The following is a 13,992-nucleotide window of genomic DNA, read 5'->3' as shown; positions in this document are numbered from 1 at the left end:
CCCCGGGGACCCCGCCCCCGGGGCCCCCGATCGGCCTGGCCGGCCTCGTCCTCGAACGCCGGACGGGCCGGGTGGGGCGGCTTCCGGCGCTTCGCGGAGCCGGGGGGCGCGGCCTGTTGTGGCTGTGGCCGGGGGAGCCGCGTTCACGTTCTCGTATGCCGAGCATGCCGAGTTGCTCGCCGCTGCCGGGGCCGAGGTCGTCGTCTTTGATCCGTTGCGGGACGAGCGGTTGCCGGACGGGACGGCAGGGCTGGTCGTCGGGGGCGGGTTTCCCGAGGTGTACGCGGGTGAGCTGTCCGCCAACGAGCCGTTGCGGAAGGCGGTCGCACAGCTGGCGGCGTCCGGGGCGCCGGTGGCCGCCGAGTGCGCGGGGCTGCTGTATCTGTGCCGGGAGCTGGACGGGCAGCCGATGTGCGGGGTGCTGGACGCGTCCGCGCGGATGACGGAACGGCTGACGCTCGGCTACCGGGACGCGGTCGCCGTCGGGGACAGTGTGCTCGCGCCGGCGGGGTCGCGGATGCGGGGGCACGAATTCCACCGCACGGCCGTCGAGCCGGGCGCGGGGACGGCTCCCGCGTGGGGCGTCACGGCTCCGGCGCGGCGGGTCGAAGGTTTCGTACAGCAGGGCGTGCACGCGAGTTATCTGCACACGCACTGGGCGTCCGAGCCCGGTGTGGCCCGTCGGTTCGTGGAGAGGTGCCGGACGTCATGAGCAGCAGGCTGGTGGGGGTCGGGGTCGGCCCCGGTGATCCGGAGCTGGTGACCGTCAAGGGCGTGAACGCGCTGCGGGCCGCCGCGGTGGTCGTCGTGCCGGTGATGGACACCGGGGAGCGGGGGCGTGCCGAGGCGACGGTGCTGCACCACGTGGAGCCGGAGAAGGTCGTACGGGTGGTGTTCGCGCTGAACGAGCGGAGCGACCGGGCGCGCCGGGAGGCGGCGTGGGACGCGGCCGGGGAGCGGGTGGCCGGGCTGCTGCGGGAGCGCGGGTCGGTGGCGTTCGCGACCATCGGTGATCCGAACGTGTACTCGACGTTCACGTATCTCGCGCAGACGATCGCCGGGCTGGTGCCGGGTGTGGTCGTGGAGACGGTGCCGGGGATCACGGCGATGCAGGATCTGGCGGCGCGGTCGGGTGCCGTGCTGACCGAGGGCACGGAGCCGTTGACGCTGGTGCCGGTGACGGCCGGGGCGACGGTGCTGAAGGAGGCGCTGGCCGGGCCGGGGACGGTGGTGGCGTACAAGTTCGGGCGGCAGGCCGGGGAGGTGGCCGAGGCGCTGCGGGAGACCGGGCGGCTCGGCGACGCCGTGTGGGGGTCGGCGCTGGGGCTGCCGGAGGAGTCGATCCGGCCGGCCGCGGAGCTGGACGGGGCGGCGCTGCCGTATCTGTCGACGCTGATCGCGCCTGCGCGGCGCGACGGCGGGCGGGGCGGGAAGCTGTGATGCTCACGCGCCGCCGGTCACGCCATGGCACCCACCACCAGCCAGATGAACAGCACGCCCGCGACCGTGCACAGCAGCGTCGAGCGGGCCGGGTGCGCATGATGGGCCTCGGGGAGGATCTCGGCGGCGGCCAGGTAGAGCAGGACGCCGCCGAACAGGCCGAGGTAGCCGCCGAGAACGCTCGTCGGGATGTGCACGAACGAGGCCGCGGCGGCTCCGGCGACGGGGGCGACCGCGTCGGCGAACAGCATCGCGTAGGCCTTGCGGCGGGCGTTGCCGTACAGGCTGGCCAGGGTGAACGTGTTGAAGCCGTCCGCGAAGTCGTGGGCGATGACGGCGAGCGCGACGGCCGTGCCCATGCCGCCGCCCACCTGGAAGGACGCGCCGATGGCGACGCCGTCCATGGCGCTGTGGCCGACCATCGCCGCGGCGGCGGTGAGACCGACCTCGGGTGCCCGGTGGTGGTCGTGCTCGGCGCCGCCGTGCGCGGCACGGCGGCCGGCCAGCAGGCGTTCCACCAGATGGGCCAGCAGAAAGCCCGCCACGAACAGCAGGAACGCGGCCGGCACGCCGTGGATCTCGCGGCCGGCGGCTTCCAGGGCCTCCGGGAGCAGGTCCAGGCCGACCACGCCGAGCATCAGTCCGCCCGCCAGGCCCAGCACGAGGTGGCGGCGGTCGGTCACGCGCTGTGCCGTCCAGCCGCCGGCCAGCGTCATCAGGAACGCGCCCAGCGCGACGAAGACCGCCATGTGCCCTTGCTATCGGATGAGGTGCCCCGCGCGCACCTTCGGCCCTGCTCGCGTTGACCTTCCACCGGCCTCGGACGGCCGGTCACCGACCCTTCCGCCGATCTTCCGCCCTTCTTCACGAGAGGACCCCACCCCATGGCCGACACCCCCACCGGCAAGGTGACCTTCGTCGGTGCCGGCCCCGGCGCCGCCGATCTGCTGACCTTCCGAGCCGCCCGTGCCATCGCCGAGGCCGACATCGTGATCTGGGCGGCGAGCCTGGTGCAGGCGGAGGTGCTGGAGCACGCCCGGGAGGGCGCGGAGATCCTCGACTCGGCGACGATGTCGCTGGAGGACGTGGTCGCCGTGTACGAGCGGGCGCACGCCGAGGGGCTTCGGGTGGCCCGCGTCCACTCGGGTGACCCGGCGCTGTGGGGCGGTACGCAGGAGCAGTTGGACCGGTGCCGGGAGATCGGTGTGGCGACGGAGGTCGTGCCCGGTGTGTCGTCGTTCTCGGCGGTGGCGGCGCTGGCTCAGCGGGAGCTGACGATCCCCGAGGTGGCGCAGTCGGTGATCCTGACGCGGCTGGGCGGCGGGAAGACGCCGATGCCTCCGGGTGAGGAGGTGCGGGAGTTCGCCCGGCACGGCACGACGATGGCGGTGTTCCTGTCGGCGGCGCGCAGCGGTCAGCTCGTGCGGGAGCTGCTGGAGGGCGGGTATCCGACGAGCACCCCGGTGGTGGTCGCGTATCAGGCGACGTGGCCGGAGGAGCTGGTGGTGCGCTGCACCGTCGGCACGCTGGAGGAGACGGTGAAGGAGCACAGGCTCTGGAAGCACACCCTGTTCCTCGTGGGCCCGGCTCTGGACGCGCACGGCACCCGCTCGCACCTGTACCACCCGGGGCATTTCCACGGCTACCGCAAGGCGGATCCGCAGGCGCGTCGGGCGCTGCGGGAGCGGGGGGCGAACACATGATCACGGTGGTGGGGACGGGCACCGGGGCCGCGGTGCCGCCTCAGGTGCCGGCCGGTACCGCGCTGGTGGTGGGCGGGCGGCGGCATCTGGACGCCGTACGGCTGCCGGAGGGCGCCGAGACGGTGGTGCTGGGGCCGCTGGCGCCCGCGCTGGACGCCGTGGAGCGGCGGCTGGACAAGGGTGAGCGGGTCGTCGTGCTGGCGTCGGGTGATCCCGGGTTCTTCGGGATCGTGCGGGTGCTGGCGGAGCGGTTCGGGCCGGGACGGCTGGATGTGCGGCCGGGGGTGTCGTCGGTGGCGACGGCGTTCGCGCGGCTCGGGCTGGCCTGGGACGACGCGGTGGCGGTGAGCGCGCACGGGCGGGACTCCCGGACCGCGGTGAACCTGTGCCGGGCGCATCCGAAGGTGGCGGTGCTGACGGGTCCCGGTGCGGGGCCGGCCGAGCTGGGCGCCGCCCTGGAGGGGTACGAGCGGACGCTGGTCGTCGCCTCGGCGCTCGGGTCGGACGGGGAGCGTGTGGAGCGGGTGACGCCGGCGGAGGCGGCGGCCCGTGACTGGGGGCGGTCGGTGAACGTCGTACTGTGCCTCGCCCCGCAGCTCGCCGGGTCTTCCGGGCCGCGCACGGTCGCCGGCGGGCTTCCGCGCCCCGCCGTCTGGGCGCTGCCCGAGGACGCGTTCGCGCACCGCGACTCGATGATCACGAAGTTCGAGGTGCGGGCGCTGGCCCTGGCCCGGCTCGGGCCGCGCCCCGGTGACCTGGTGTGGGACGTCGGCGCGGGCTCCGGTTCGGTGGCCGTGGAGTGCGCGCGGCTGGGTGCCGCCGCCGTCGCGGTGGAGAAGACCGCGGACGGTGCGGCACGGGTGCGGGCGAACGCGTCCGCGCACGGTGTGGACGTACGCGTGGTGCACGGGTCGGCGCCGGCGGCACTGGCCGGGCTGGACGACCCGGACTCGGTGTTCGTCGGCGGCGGGGGCCGGGAGCTGGCGGCCGTGGTGGAGGTGTGCGCGCGGCGGGCGCGGCGGGCGGTGGTCGTGGCGCTGGCGGCGCTGGACCGGGTGCCGGCGGCGCGTGCGGCGCTGACCGGTGCGGGGCTGGTGTGCGACGGGGTGCTGTTGCAGTCGTCGCGGCTGGCGCCGCTGCCGGGTGATGTGACGCGGCTCGCGGCGGCCAACCCCGTCTTCCTGCTGTGGGGTGTACGGCCCCCGGCGGGTGCCGGAAGGACCGCCGGCGAGACGGCGGACGACGAGGCCTCCTCCGCGGGGGCCGTCCATGACGTCCATGACGTCCATGACGTTGATGACGTTGATGACGAAGGAGTTCCCCAGTGATCGGCCTCATTTCCGCCACCGCGGCGGGGGCGGCGGCACGTGACCGGCTGGCCGCGGCGTGGCCGGAGCGTACGCGCGTGTACGACGGTCCCGTCGGCGACGCCGTGCGGCGCGCGTTCGGCGAGTGCGAGCAGCTCGTGTGTTTCCTGGCGACCGGCGCGGTGGTGCGGCTGGTGGCCCCGCTGCTCGCGGGGAAGACGGCCGACCCGGGGGTGGTGTGCGTCGACGAGGCCGGGCGGCACGCGGTGGCGTTGCTCGGCGGGCACGGCGGCGGCGCCAACGAGCTGGCCCGCGCGGTCGGCGGGGTGCTGGGCGCGGAGCCGGTGGTGACGACGGCGACGGACGCGGCGGGGCTGCCGGGTCTGGACACGCTGGGTCTGCCGGTGGAGGGCGATGTCGCGGGTGTGACGCGGGCGCTGCTGGACGGTGAGCCGGTGGTGCTGGACGCGGAGGTGCCGTGGCCGCTGCCCGCGCTGCCGTTCGCCGACGGCGCGGGGGATACCGGGGGCGCCGTGGAGGGCGCGTACCGGGTGCGGGTGACGGACCGTGAGGTGCCCGCCGGTGAGCGGGAGGTGCTGCTGCGGCCTGCGTCCCTCGTGGTGGGGGTGGGCGCGTCACGCGGGGCGCCGGCCGAGGAGGTGCTGGACCTGGTCGAGGGCGCGCTGCGGGAGGCGGGCCTGTCGGCGCGGTCGGTGGCGGAGCTGGCCACGGTGGACGCCAAGGCGGACGAGCCGGGTCTGGTGGCGGCGGCCGAGCGGCTGGGCGTACCGCTGGTGACGTACTCGGCGGACGAGTTGGCGGCCGTGGAGGTGCCGAACCCGTCGCAGGCGCCCCTCGCCGCGGTCGGCACACCGTCGGTCGCGGAGGCGGCGGCGCTGGCCCGTGGCGGTGAACTGCTCGTGCCGAAGCGGAAGTCGGAGCGGGCGGACGGACGGCCGGCGATGGCGACGTGCGCGGTCGTACGGCGTCCGGGGCGCGGCCGGCTGGCGGTGGTGGGGATCGGGCCGGGCGCCCGCGATCTGCTCACCCCGCGCGCGGCGGCCGAACTGCGGCGCGCATCGGTCCTGGTGGGTCTCGATCAGTACGTCGACCAGATCCGTGACCTGCTGCGGCCGGGCACGCGCGTCCTGGAGTCCGGGCTCGGCGCCGAGGAGGAACGGGCCCGCACCGCGGTCGCCGAGGCCCGCAGGGGGCAGGCGGTCGCGCTGATCGGCAGCGGTGACGCGGGCGTGTACGCGATGGCGTCCCCGGCGCTGGCGGAGGCCTCCGACGACATCGACGTGGTCGGCGTACCGGGTGTGACCGCGGCGCTGGCCGCGGCGGCCGTGCTGGGGGCGCCGCTGGGCCACGACCATGTGTCGATCAGCCTGTCCGATCTGCACACGCCGTGGGAGGTCATCGAGCGGCGGGTGCGTGCGGCGGCGGAGGCGGACATCGTCGTGACGTTCTACAACCCGCGGTCGCGGGGCCGGGACTGGCAGTTGCCGAAGGCGCTGGGCATCCTCGCCGAGCACCGGGCGCCGGCGACACCGGTGGGTGTGGTGCGCAACGCGTCCCGCGCCGACGAGTCGAGCCGCGTCACCACGCTCGGCGAACTGGACCCGGCGTGGGTCGACATGATGACGGTGGTGACCGTCGGCAACACGGCCACGCGGATCGTCGCCGGGCGCATGGTGACCCCGCGCGGCTACCGCTGGCAGGCGTCGGACCTCACCGGGGGGACCGTATGAACCGTGTCGTGCACCCGATCGAGGCGGAGTCGTACCGGAGGATGCGGGCCCGGCTGGACACCTCGCATCTGCCGCCGCTGACCCGCGCCGTGGTGGAGCGGGTCGTGCACTCCTCCGCCGACCTGGAGTACGCCCGCGACCTCGTGATGGACGAGGGCGACCTGGAGCGCGGGCACGCCGCGCTGCACGCGGGTGCGCCCGTCGTGGTGGACGTGGAGATGGTCGGGGCGGGCATCACCCGCCGGGAGACGGTGTGCCGGCTGCGCGACGGCGTGGCCGGGCCGGGCCTGACCCGTTCCGCGCACGGCATCCGGCTCGCGTTCGAGCAGGTCGGCCCCGGCGCCCTGTGGGTGATCGGGAACGCGCCGACCGCGCTGGAGGAGCTGCTGCGGCTGGACGCGGCCCCGGCGCTCGTCATCGGCCTGCCCGTCGGTTTCGTCGGCGCGGTCGAGTCCAAGGCCGCGTTGCGGGAGAGCGGGCTGCCCGCCGTGAGCAACGTGTCCGAGAAGGGCGGTTCGGCGGTGGCGTCCGCCGCGCTGAACGCCCTGCTGTACCACCCTGTTCCGCAGTCGAAGGAGACCCTGTGAGCACCCCGCCGCCCGCCCTGCTGATCGCCGGTCACGGCACCCGGGACGACGCCGGAGCGGAGGCGTTCCGCGATTTCGTCCGTGAGCTGGGCCGCCGTCACCCGGAGCTGCCCGTCGCGGGCGGTTTCATCGAGCTGTCCCCGCCGCCGCTCGGCGAGGCCGTCACCGAGCTGGTCGAGCGGGGGGTGCGGCGGTTCGCGGCGGTGCCGCTGATGCTGGTGTCCGCCGGGCACGCCAAGGGCGACATCCCGGCGGCGCTGGCCCGTGAGAAGGAACGGCACCCGGGCATCTCGTACAGCTACGGCCGTCCGCTCGGCCCGCATCCGGCGCTGCTCGGTGTGCTGGAGCGGCGGCTGGATGAGGTGCTGGACGGCGTCGACCGCTCCGAGGTGACCGTGCTGCTGGTGGGGCGCGGTTCGACCGACCCGGATGCCAACGCGGAGGTGTTCAAGGCGGCGCGGCTGCTGTGGGAGGGCCGCGGGTTTGCCGGGGTGGAGACGGCGTTCGTGTCGCTGGCGGCGCCGGACGTGCCGAGCGGTCTGGAGCGGTGTGCGCGGCTCGGGGCGCGGCGGATCGTGGTGCTGCCGTACTTCCTGTTCACGGGCGTCCTGCCGGACCGGGTGCGGCGGCAGACAAAGGAGTGGGCGGCGGCGCGGCCGGAGCTGGACGTGCGGTCGGCGGACGTGATCGGGCCGGAGCCGGAGCTGCTGGACCTGGTGATGGAGCGGTACGAGGAGGCCGTCAAGGGCGATCTGCGGATGAACTGCGACTCGTGCGTGTACCGGATCGCGCTGCCCGGCTTCGAGGACAAGGTGGGTATGCCGCAGCAGCCGCACTTCCACCCGGACGACGACGGCCACCACCACGACGGTCACGGGCACGGGCATCACCACCACGGGCACGGGCACGCGCATGCGCACTGAACACGATCTGCGGCATCACGGGGACGCGGAGGTCCGCGACGACGGCGCGAAGCTGGTCGATCTCGCGGTGAACGTACGGGCCGGTACGCCGCCCGTGTGGCTGCGGGAGCGGATCGCGGGCGCGCTGGAGGACCTGGCGGCCTATCCGGACGGGCGGGCGGCCCGCGCCGCGGTCGCGGCCCGGCACGGTGTGGAGCCGGGGCGAGTGCTGCTGACGGCGGGCGCGGCGGAGGCGTTCGTGCTGCTGGCGCGGGCACTGGACGTGCGGCGGCCGGTCGTGGTGCATCCGCAGTTCACCGAGCCGGAGGCGGCGCTGCGGGACGCCGGGCACGAGGTGGGGCGGGTGCTGCTGCGGGAGGCGGACGGCTTCCGGCTGGATGCGGCGGCGGTGCCCGAGGACGCCGACCTGGTGGTGATCGGCAACCCGACCAACCCGACGTCGGTGCTGCACCCGGCGGAGGCGGTCGCCGCGCTGGCCCGGCCCGGCCGGTGTCTGGTCGTGGACGAGGCGTTCATGGACGCGGTGCCCGGGGAGCGGGAGGCGCTGGCCGGGCGGACCGATGTGCCGGGCCTCGTGGTGCTGCGCAGCCTCACCAAGACGTGGGGGCTGGCGGGCCTGCGGATCGGGTACGTCGTCTCCTCCCCCGAGGTGATCGCCGCGCTGGAGCGGGCGCAGCCGCTGTGGCCGGTGTCCACGCCGGCGCTGGCCGCCGCGCAGGCCTGTGTGGCGCCGGCGGCGCTGGCGGAGGCGGAGGACGCGGCGCGGGCGATCGCCGGGGACCGGGCGTACCTGGTGGCGGGCCTCACGGCGTTCGCCGGGGCCGGGCTGCGGGTGGTGACCCCGGCCGAGGGGCCGTTCGTGCTGGTGCGGGTGCCGGGCGCGGCGGACGTACGGCGGCGGCTGCGGGAGCGGGGCTGGGCGGTGCGGCGCGGGGACACGTTCCCGGGGCTGGACGCGGACTGGCTGCGGCTCGCGGTGCGGGACCGTCGGACGACGGACGGCTTCCTGGCGGCGTTGGGGGCGGTGCTCGGGCGGCGGTAGGTGCGGCAGGCGGCGCGGGCGTCCCGCCGTTCGGCCGGTCCGCGGGCCGGGTCCCGGTGGGCGGCGCCTGCCCGCGGGCTGGGTCCCGGTGGGCGGCGCCCCGCCCGGGGGCGGCGGGTCCGGGTCCCCCTCCCGTCGGCGGCGGGGGCCGCATTAGGGTGCGGTGCATGAGCGACGATCACGTGGTGCTGCATGTGAAGGGGCGGGTGCTGGCCGGGCCCGAGGACGTGCGGGACGAGCTGTGGGTGGTCGGCGGGCGGGTGTCGTACGACCGCCCCGCCGGCGCCCGTGAGGTGCGGACCGTGGAGGGCTGGGCGCTGCCCGGTCTGGTGGACGCGCACTGCCATGTGGGGCTCGGCCCGCAGGGCGCGGTCTCCGCGGACGAGGCGGAGAAGCAGGCGCTGACCGACCGTGAGGCGGGCACGCTGCTGATCCGGGACGCGGGCTCCCCGTCGGACACGCGGTGGGTCGACGAGCGCGAGGATCTGCCGAGGATCGTCCGGGCGGGCCGGCACATCGCGCGCACCCGGCGGTACATCCGCAACTTCGCCCACGAGATCGAGCCCGAGGAGCTGGTCGCGTACGTGGCGCGGGAGGCGCGGCGCGGCGACGGATGGGTGAAGCTGGTCGGCGACTGGATCGACCGCGAGGTGGGGGATCTCGCCGCGTGCTGGCCCCGGGAGGCGGTGGAGGCGGCGATCGCGGAGGCGCACCGGCTGGGCGCGCGGGTCACCGCGCACTGTTTCGCGGAGGACTCGCTGCGGGACCTGGTGGAGGCCGGGATCGACTGTGTCGAGCACGCGACGGGGCTGACGGAGGAGACGATCCCGCTGTTCGCCGAGCGCGGCGTGGCGATCGTGCCGACGCTGGTGAACATCGCGACGTTCCCGCATCTCGCGCAGGGCGGGGAGAAGCGCTACCCGGTGTGGGCGGACCACATGCGGCGGCTGCACGCCCGGCGCTACGACACCGTGCGGGCCGCCTACGACGCGGGGGTGCCGGTGTTCGTCGGCACCGACGCGGGCGGCTCGCTGGCGCACGGCCTGGTCGCCGGGGAGGTCGCGGAGCTGGTGAAGGCGGGCATCCCGCCGGTGGCGGCGCTGTCGGCGACCGCGTGGGGGGCGCGGGAGTGGCTGGGGCGTCCGGGCCTGGAGGAGGGCGCGCCGGCGGATCTGGTGGTGTACGAGGCGGATCCGCGGGCGGATGTGCGGGTGCTGGCGGCTCCGCGCCGGGTCGTGCTGCGCGGGCGGGTCGTCAGCTGATTCGAATACGCGGTTCGAAAACGCGGGCGGAAACCCCTCTTTTGGGTGAAGTGACCTGACAATCACTCCGGTTCACCCTTCGTACGTGGATTCTTGCGGGGTCCCTGACACCACTCTGGTCCCGAGTATCACTCTGGGGGGTCCCACACCGTGAAGAGCACCACCTTCCGTATGCCCGCACGCCGTCGTCTCGCCGCTGCCGCCGCGGCCACGGCGCTGACCGCCGCTCCCCTGGCGGTGGCCGGCGCGGGCAGCGCGCACGCCACCGGCGACGAGGGCCGGGCGAGCGCCGCCGTGCTGCGCACCGGCCTCGACGTCGCCCTCGTCAGCAAGACCGTGAACGTCCCCCTCGCGGTCTCCCTGAACGAGGTGCAGGCGCCGCAGAGCGCCGACAGGACGGCGCTCACCGCCCACCTGGACGGGGTGCAGGGCGGCAAGCCGTTCAGTGTGCTGCGCGCCGACGTGGCGTCGGCGCGGGCCACGGTCGACGAGCACAAGGCCGAGGCGCGCACCGAGCTGGCGCACGCCCGGCTGCACGTCCCCGGGCTGCCGCTGCTGTCCCTGATCGAGGTCGAGTCCGTCACCTCGAGCGCGGTGTGCGAGGCGGGCCGGGCGCCGGTCGCCACGGCGAACGTGGTCGGCAAGGTCACGGTCCTCGGCAAGCGGGTCACGCTCAGCGCGAGCGGCCCGACCGAGGTGAAGGTGCCCGGCGTGGGCGAGGTGCGGCTGGATCTGTCGAAGCGGGAGACCACCTCCCGTACGGCGGCGGCGACCGCGCTCGAGCTGTCGGTGTCGGTGAATCCGCTGAAGCTGAACGTCGCCGAGGTGGAGGGCGAGGTGACGCTGGCGGAGGCGAAGTGCGAGAGCCCCGCCGCGCCGGCGTCCGCGGCGCCCGAGCAGCCCTCCGCGCCGGAGGGTGACGGCGCGTCCGGCGAGCCGGCCGCCGATGTGAAGCCGCAGGCGGCCTCGGCCGCCCCGGCCGAGGTGGCGGAGGCCGGGCTGGCAGAGACCGGCGGCGGGTCGATGACCCCGTACGTCGTGGGCGGTGCCGTGGCGCTGCTGCTGGCCGGCGGCGGCGCGGTCGTGGTGGCGCGGCGGCGCGGCTGACGGGCGCCGCCACCGCGCCGGGACCCGCCCCACCGGGTCCCGGCCCCCGCTGTCGCCCGGTGCGGCGGGCGACAGCGGGGCCGAGGCGTCGGCAGCGGACCGTTCGAAAAGCAGTCCCGGGGCCCAGGGGGGAAGCCGGGTGCGGGTGCCGACGGGTGACGCCGGCGGGCCTCCTACCGGTCGGTCTTGCCGGTGCCGTCGCTCGTCCCCTCCTCGACCTCGGCCATCGCCGGGTCGAGGAGCCGGGACAGGAAGTGCCGGGTGCGTTCGTGCTGCGGGGCGCCGATGACCCGGTCGGGGGTGCCGTCCTCGACGACGACACCGCCGTCCATGAAGACGACCCGGTCGGCGACCTCACGGGCGAACGTCATCTCGTGGGTGACGACCATCATCGTCATGCCCTCCCGCGCCAGCATCCGCATGACGGCGAGGACATCACCCACCAGCTCGGGGTCGAGCGCCGAGGTCGGCTCGTCGAACAGCATCACCTCCGGGCCCATCGCCAGCGCGCGGGCGATGGCCACCCGCTGCTGCTGGCCGCCGGAGAGGGACGACGGGTAGGCGTCGGCCTTCTCGGCGAGGCCGACCCGCTCCAGGTTCTCCGCGGCCACCCGCGCCGCCTCCGCCTTGCCCCGCTTGAGGACGCGGCGCTGCGGCAGGGTGAGGTTCTCCGTCACCGTCAGATGCGGGAACAGGTTGAACTGCTGGAAGACCATGCCGATGCGGCGGCGGACGGCGTCGATGTCGACGTCCGGGTCGGTGACCTCGATGCCGCCGACGAAGACCTGTCCCTTCGTCGGCTCCTCCAGCAGATTGACGCAGCGCAGCAGCGTCGACTTGCCGGAGCCGGACGGGCCGATGACGCACACGACCTCGCCCTGGCCGATCTCCAGGTCGATGCCGCGCAGCACGTCGTTGGCGCCGAAGGACTTGTGCAGGCCCCGGATCGTGATCTCGGGCCGGGCGGCCGGCTTCTCGGTGCTGCTCACTTGACGGCCTCCTGGGCCTTGGCCTCCATACGGCGGACGACGAAGCCGAGCGGGACGGTGACCAGCAGATAGCACAGGCCGGCGACGAGGATCGGCGTGGAGTTGGCGGTCGTGCTGGCGAGGTCGCGGCCGAACTTGGTCAGTTCGCGTTCCTCCAGGGTGACACCGAGGAACAGCACCAGCGAGGAGTCCTTGAACAGCAGGACCAGCTCGTTGGTGAGCGGCGGCAGGATGATCCGGAACGCCTGCGGGACGATGATGGAGATCATCGCGCGGGTCGGGGAGAACCCGAGCGAACGGGCTGCCTCCATCTGCCCCTTGGGCACCGCCTGGATGCCGGCGCGGATCGTCTCCGCCATGTACGCGGCGGCGACCAGGCCGAGCGCGAGCGCGACCTTGCCGTAGGTGCCGCCGGCGATCTCCGTGCCGGGGAAGGCGAGCGGCACGGCCACCCCGATGAACACGAAGATCAGCAGGGCGGGCAGGCCGCGGAAGATCTCGATGTACAGGCCGGCGACCCAGCGGTAGGGCCGCACGGACGACAGCCGCATCAGTGCGATGACCATGCCGAGCGCCAGCCCCACGGCGAAGCCGGACACCGTGTACAGCACGGTGTTCTTCAACGCCAGGGTGATGACGTCGGGGAACATCTGCCGCGCGATGTCCTTCTGCGCGAACTGGTTCTGAAGCCGGTCCCAGTCGGCCGTGACCGCGAGCGCGACCACGGCGGCGACGAACACGGCGTACTGCACACCGCGCGAGATGCCGCGCTTCTGGCGCCGGGTGAGCCCCTTCCTGCGGGGCGGTACCGGCAGCTGTGTGTCGGTGTCGGTCATGGAGGTCAGGAGGCGGACGGCGAGGCGGCGGAGGCGTCGTACGGGCCGATCCACTTCTCGTACAGCGTCTTGTACGTGCCGTCGGCCTTGGCGTCGGCGATCGCCTTGTTGATGGCGGCGAGCAGCTTCGTGTTGCCCTTCTTCACCGTGAAGCCGTACTGCTCACCCGTGTTGAGGTTGTCGACGACCTTGAACGCGTCGGCGTTGGCCTTGTCCTTCAGCCAGCCCTGGACGACCGGGTAGTCGATGATGACAGCCTTGACCTGGCCGGTGCGCAGGCCGTTGACGACGGCGTCGGAGGACTCGAAGGAGACCGGGTCGAAGCCCTGCTTCCTGGCGTAGTCCTCGCCGGTGGTCTGCGCCTGCGCGCCCAGCTTGACGCCCTTGGACTTGACGTCGGCGAGGGAGTTCACGCCGCTGTCCTTGTCGACGAGGACCGCCTGCGTGGCGTCGAAGTACGGGTCGGAGAAGTCGACGTTCTTCTTGCGTTCCTCGGTGATGGTCATGCCGGCGGCGGCGAGGTCGCACTGGCCGGAGTTGAGGAACGCGCCGGTCTTGAAGTTCTCGAACGGCGTGTCGAGGATCTGCTGCTTCACGCCGAGATTCTTGGCGACGAGGTCGACGAGGGCGACGTCGAAGCCCTGCACCTTGCCGTCGATCTCCGACTGGAACGGCGGGTACGGCAGGTGGGTGCAGGTGGTCAGCTGACCCGCCCTGACCAGCTCGACCCCGCCGGCGGCGGTCTTCGAGCCGCTGCCGCCGCTGTCGGTGGAGGTGCAGGCGGCCACGAGCGCCAGTGCGGCCGTCGCGGTGCCGGCGGCCAGGAGGCGGCGGGTCCGGCGCCCGGGGAGCGTGTTCACGGGGAGCCTCTCGATCGGGGGACGGTGGGGGATCTTCGGGAACTACCTGAAGAGCGGGTTCCGATTATAAGGCGAAGTTTGAGTCTCTCAAATTAAACCCATGGCTACGAGGTCTCCTGACCTAAGAAGTCGCCGGTCGGCGGGCGCCAGGCCGGTCAAGGGGGCGGACGGGACGGGGCAGGGGC

At 74.3% G+C, this 13,992-nt stretch carries 13 protein-coding genes and 1 pseudogene; 10 read left to right on the top strand and 4 right to left on the bottom strand.

Annotation, left to right across the window (positions count from 1 at the left end; all coding sequences use genetic code 11):
- Positions 1-712: pseudogene (locus tag MTQ10_RS19195) on the top strand (cobyrinate a,c-diamide synthase); the annotation flags it as partial.
- Complete coding sequence (gene cobI / locus MTQ10_RS19190; protein ID WP_247469711.1) at positions 709-1,440, top strand: precorrin-2 C(20)-methyltransferase; 732 nt, start codon at positions 709-711, stop codon at positions 1,438-1,440. The pseudogene MTQ10_RS19195 and the gene cobI, both read left to right, overlap by 4 nt.
- Before the next feature lie 17 nt (positions 1,441-1,457).
- On the opposite strand, the gene MTQ10_RS19185 is transcribed toward cobI, so the two are convergent.
- Positions 1,458-2,189: a ZIP family metal transporter gene (locus MTQ10_RS19185; protein ID WP_247469709.1), complete on the bottom strand. Its 732-nt coding sequence runs from the start codon at positions 2,187-2,189 to the stop codon at positions 1,458-1,460.
- A 135-nt stretch (positions 2,190-2,324) separates the two neighbouring features.
- Between MTQ10_RS19185 and cobM the strand changes: the two genes are divergently transcribed.
- The 8 genes from cobM (at position 2,325) to MTQ10_RS19145 (ending at position 11,122) form a co-directional block, all read left to right on the top strand.
- Positions 2,325-3,143, top strand: coding sequence for a precorrin-4 C(11)-methyltransferase (cobM, locus tag MTQ10_RS19180; protein WP_247469707.1), 819 nt, complete (start codon positions 2,325-2,327; stop codon positions 3,141-3,143).
- Entirely contained in the window at positions 3,140-4,471 is a 1,332-nt protein-coding gene (cbiE, locus tag MTQ10_RS19175; RefSeq protein ID WP_247469705.1) for a precorrin-6y C5,15-methyltransferase (decarboxylating) subunit CbiE, read from the top strand. Before cobM ends, cbiE begins: the two co-directional genes overlap by 4 nt.
- Positions 4,468-6,201: a precorrin-3B C(17)-methyltransferase gene (gene cobJ / locus MTQ10_RS19170; protein WP_247469704.1), complete on the top strand. Its 1,734-nt coding sequence runs from the start codon at positions 4,468-4,470 to the stop codon at positions 6,199-6,201. Before cbiE ends, cobJ begins: the two co-directional genes overlap by 4 nt.
- Positions 6,198-6,788 carry a precorrin-8X methylmutase gene (locus MTQ10_RS19165; RefSeq protein WP_247469693.1) on the top strand — a complete coding sequence of 197 codons (591 nt, stop codon included), beginning with the start codon at positions 6,198-6,200 and terminating at the stop codon, positions 6,786-6,788. Before cobJ ends, MTQ10_RS19165 begins: the two co-directional genes overlap by 4 nt.
- Complete coding sequence (locus MTQ10_RS19160) at positions 6,785-7,711, top strand: sirohydrochlorin chelatase (protein WP_247469691.1); 927 nt, start codon at positions 6,785-6,787, stop codon at positions 7,709-7,711. Before MTQ10_RS19165 ends, MTQ10_RS19160 begins: the two co-directional genes overlap by 4 nt.
- A complete protein-coding gene (gene cobC / locus MTQ10_RS19155; RefSeq protein WP_247469690.1) occupies positions 7,701-8,753 on the top strand; it encodes an Rv2231c family pyridoxal phosphate-dependent protein CobC in 1,053 nt (350 codons plus the stop codon). Before MTQ10_RS19160 ends, cobC begins: the two co-directional genes overlap by 11 nt.
- Positions 8,754-8,920: 167 nt before the next feature.
- Complete coding sequence (locus tag MTQ10_RS19150; protein WP_247469688.1) at positions 8,921-10,015, top strand: amidohydrolase family protein; 1,095 nt, start codon at positions 8,921-8,923, stop codon at positions 10,013-10,015.
- 150 nt (positions 10,016-10,165) lie between these two features.
- Positions 10,166-11,122 carry an SCO1860 family LAETG-anchored protein gene (locus MTQ10_RS19145; RefSeq protein WP_247469686.1) on the top strand — a complete coding sequence of 319 codons (957 nt, stop codon included), beginning with the start codon at positions 10,166-10,168 and terminating at the stop codon, positions 11,120-11,122.
- Between the two features lie 173 nt (positions 11,123-11,295).
- On the opposite strand, the gene MTQ10_RS19140 is transcribed toward MTQ10_RS19145, so the two are convergent.
- The 3 genes from MTQ10_RS19140 to MTQ10_RS19130 are packed head-to-tail and all read right to left on the bottom strand — an operon-like array spanning position 11,296 to position 13,807.
- On the bottom strand, positions 11,296-12,111 hold the full coding sequence (locus MTQ10_RS19140; RefSeq protein ID WP_308404579.1) for an amino acid ABC transporter ATP-binding protein: 816 nt from the start codon (positions 12,109-12,111) through the stop codon (positions 11,296-11,298).
- Positions 12,108-12,947, bottom strand: a complete 840-nt coding sequence (locus tag MTQ10_RS19135; protein ID WP_247469684.1) for an amino acid ABC transporter permease — start codon at positions 12,945-12,947, stop codon at positions 12,108-12,110. Before MTQ10_RS19135 ends, MTQ10_RS19140 begins: the two co-directional genes overlap by 4 nt.
- A 5-nt stretch (positions 12,948-12,952) precedes the next feature.
- Complete coding sequence (locus MTQ10_RS19130) at positions 12,953-13,807, bottom strand: transporter substrate-binding domain-containing protein (RefSeq protein ID WP_247469682.1); 855 nt, start codon at positions 13,805-13,807, stop codon at positions 12,953-12,955.
- Positions 13,808-13,992: the final 185 nt, after the last annotated feature.

It is taken from the genome of Streptomyces sp. XM83C, assembly GCF_023072675.1.
GTDB classification, from domain to species: domain Bacteria; phylum Actinomycetota; class Actinomycetes; order Streptomycetales; family Streptomycetaceae; genus Streptomyces; species Streptomyces thermocoprophilus.
Note: the sequence above shows the minus strand (reverse complement) of the source record. Positions and strands in the feature narration are given on the sequence as shown.